The 2,788-nt window shown below is 68.4% G+C and carries 3 protein-coding genes and 1 pseudogene; all 4 read right to left on the bottom strand.

Going from position 1 to position 2,788, the window contains the following annotated elements; translation table 11 throughout:
• Nucleotides 1-465: Mur ligase domain-containing protein (locus TY51_RS19615; protein WP_231559165.1), on the bottom strand; the 465-nt coding region annotated here is incomplete at its 3' end.
• Nucleotides 462-2,291, bottom strand: coding sequence for a penicillin-binding protein 2 (locus TY51_RS19610; RefSeq protein WP_042252997.1), 1,830 nt, complete (start codon nt 2,289-2,291; stop codon nt 462-464). The genes TY51_RS19615 and TY51_RS19610, both read right to left, overlap by 4 nt.
• Nucleotides 2,288-2,644, bottom strand: coding sequence for a cell division protein FtsL (locus TY51_RS19605; RefSeq protein WP_042252996.1), 357 nt, complete (start codon nt 2,642-2,644; stop codon nt 2,288-2,290). The genes TY51_RS19610 and TY51_RS19605 overlap by 4 nt, the downstream gene beginning before the upstream one ends.
• Nucleotides 2,644-2,788: pseudogene (locus TY51_RS22330) on the bottom strand (16S rRNA (cytosine(1402)-N(4))-methyltransferase); the annotation flags it as partial. The gene TY51_RS19605 and the pseudogene TY51_RS22330, both read right to left, overlap by 1 nt.

Genomic DNA, 2,788 nt, shown 5'->3' with positions numbered 1-2,788 from the left:
CTGATGATCGCCCTCGACCCCCATCGTGCCCAGGCTGATCGCCTTGTGGCCCAGGGCCTGCCAGATCTGGCGGGTGAAGCTGGCCACGCTGGTCTTGCCGCTGGTGCCGGTGACGGCCACGACATGGTCGGGCTGATCGGCGAACCACAGGGACGCGGCCCCGGCCAAGGCCGCGCGCGGGTCCTCGGCCACGATCAGCGCACCGTCCCAGCCCGCCAGCACGTCGGCCGCAATCTCGGCGCCCTGGCGGTCGGTCAGGACGGCGGCGGCCTGCATGCGCAGCGCGTACTGGATGAACTCGCCGCCATGGACGGCCGATCCCGGCAGGGCCGCGAACAGGTGGCCCGGCTTGACCATGCGACTGTCGATGGACAGCCCCGTGATCCGCGGGTCACGCCCACCGGGGGCGCGCAGCCCCAGCTGCGACAGCGTCACGTCGTCCTTGTCCACAGTCCCACCCGTCATTGATTTGCGACGAGCCTTACCGCAGCCTCCTCGTCGGGTTCAACACGCGGTTCGAACCGCGCGGTGATCGTCGGCAGGATTTCGTCGGTGATCGGCTCCAGCCCCAGCAGCGGGCCGATGCGGCGGACCATTTCCGCCGCGACGGGCGCGACGGTATGGCCCGCGGTGCGCACGCTTGTGCCGTTTATCGTCGTCGACGGTTCGTCCAGCATGGTGATCAGCACGTATTTCGGGTCGCTGGCCGGAAAGACCGAGGCAAAGCTCGCGATGATCTTGTTCTCATAGTAGCCGCCCGCGGCGCGGGGCTTGTCCGCAGAGCCGGTCTTGCCCGCGACCTCGTATCCCGGAACCTCGGCCTGACGGGCGGTGCCGCGGGTGACGACCTGGCGCAGCATGTCCACGGCCATCGCCGCGGCGCGGGGCGACATGACCTGTTCACCCTCGGGGCGCTGGCGACCATGCACCAGCGTCGGCGTCACGCGCTTGCCGCCGTTGGCGATGGTCGCATAGGCCACCGCAAGGTGCAGCGGGCTGGCTGCCAGCCCGTGGCCAAAACTGACCGTGGCCGAGGTGACGGCGGGCCAGCGGGTGGGCACCAGCGGCTGGCCGGTGGGCGCCTCGACCATCTCGATGGGGGTCGGCGCGAACAGGCCCAGCTTTTCCAAGAAATCCTTTTGCCGATCGGGCCCGATCATCTGCGCGATGCGCACCGTCCCCACGTTCGAGGACTTGACGATCACGTCCGTCACGCTCAGCTCTCGGCCATAGTTGTGGAAATCGTTAATCAGGAACCGCCCGATCCGCATTGGCGCGGCGGCGTTGATCCCGGTCGCCGGATTGACCAGCCCCAGGTCCAGCGCCTGCGCGACTGGGAAGATCTTGAAGGTCGAACCCAGCTCGTACTGGCCCTGCACCGCGCGGTTGAACAGCGGGCTGTCCGACGGCTCTCCGGTCAGCAGGGGGCGGGGGCGGTCATTGGGGTCGAAATCGGGCAGGCTGGCCATCGCCAGGATCTCTCCGGTCTTGACCTCCATCAGGATGCCGGTGGCGCCCTTGGCGTTCATGACGTTCATGCCCGACCACAGCACGTCCTCCATCGCCTGCTGCAGCGTCAGGTCGATGGACAGCGCCAGCGGCGCGCCCTCGTTGCCGGGATCGCGCAGCCAGGCGTCGAACGCCTTCTCGACGCCCGCGACGCCGATGACCTCGGCGCTGTTGACGCCCTCGTTGCCGAAACCGGACCCACCCAGGATGTGGCTTGCCAGGTCGGCATTGGGATAGATGCGCATCTCTCGCGGGCCGAACAGCAGGCCGGGTTCGCCCAGGTCATGGACGGCCTGCATCTGTTCGGGGCTGATCTTGCGCTTGATCCACATGAACTTGCGGTCGCCGGTGAAATCACGGGTCAGGCGCTGGACGTCCAGGTCGGGAAAGATCGCGGCCAGGCCCTGCGCGGTGCCGATCGGATCGACCATCTGGTGCGGGTGCGCATAGACCGAATGCGTCAGCAGGTTGGTGGCCAGCACCCTGCCCCGCCGGTCCGTGATGTCCGCCCGTTGAGAGATGATCTGCGACGACAGCACCTGCGCGCGGGGTTCGGCGGCCTCGCTGGAGGCCAGCGTGCCCATGCGCACCGCGACGGTCCCGAAGGCCAGCAGAAAGCAGCCCGCCATGACCACCAGCCGACCCTCGGCACGCCTGCGGGCGCGGTCCTGGATCTCTTCGTGGCGGCGGCGGCGGTTCTCGGCCTCGATGTCGTCGGGATTCTCGCCGCGTTCGCGGGCCCTCAGGATGCGGGCCAGGGGGCGCAGGGGGGTGCGGATCATGGCTGAGACTCCTCGGCAGGGTCGGTTTCGGGCAGCAGGTCGCTGACCAGATCGGGCGGCGGGGGCGGCTTGGGATAGTCGATATGGTCCAGGTCCAGGAACTGGCCCGATTCGACCGGACCCAGTTCCAGACGGTCGAAATTCAGATCGACCAGCTGGCGCAGCCGGTCGGGACGGTTCAGGAACGCCCATTCGGCCCGCAGCACGCCCAATTCCTCGCGCAGGCCAGCGATCTGGCGCTGAACCTGAGACATCTCTCCGATGGCGGCCTGGGTGGCATAGTTTTCGCGATAGGCCCAGAAGGCCAGGCCCATCACCACCAGCACGCAGCCCAGATAGGTCAACGACCGCATCAGCCACCTCCCGGAAGATGGGGCATGGCCAGCGACCGGGCATCGACCTCGCCCGCAGGGGCATCGGTGCGGATGCCCACGCGCAGCAGCGCGGACCGCGCACGGGGGTTCACGTCGAGTTCGTCCGGATCAGGACCGATCGCC

It is taken from the genome of Paracoccus sp. PAMC 22219 (assembly GCF_000787695.1).
GTDB lineage: Bacteria > Pseudomonadota > Alphaproteobacteria > Rhodobacterales > Rhodobacteraceae > Paracoccus.
Note: the sequence above shows the minus strand (reverse complement) of the source record. Positions and strands in the feature narration are given on the sequence as shown.

Coding starts and splice junctions, on each gene's coding strand:
- TY51_RS19605 (WP_042252996.1), bottom strand. CDS start 2,644: ATGCGGTCGTTGACCTATCTGGGCTGCGTGCTGGTGGTGATGGGCCTG.
- TY51_RS19610 (WP_042252997.1), bottom strand. CDS start 2,291: ATGATCCGCACCCCCCTGCGCCCCCTGGCCCGCATCCTGAGGGCCCGC.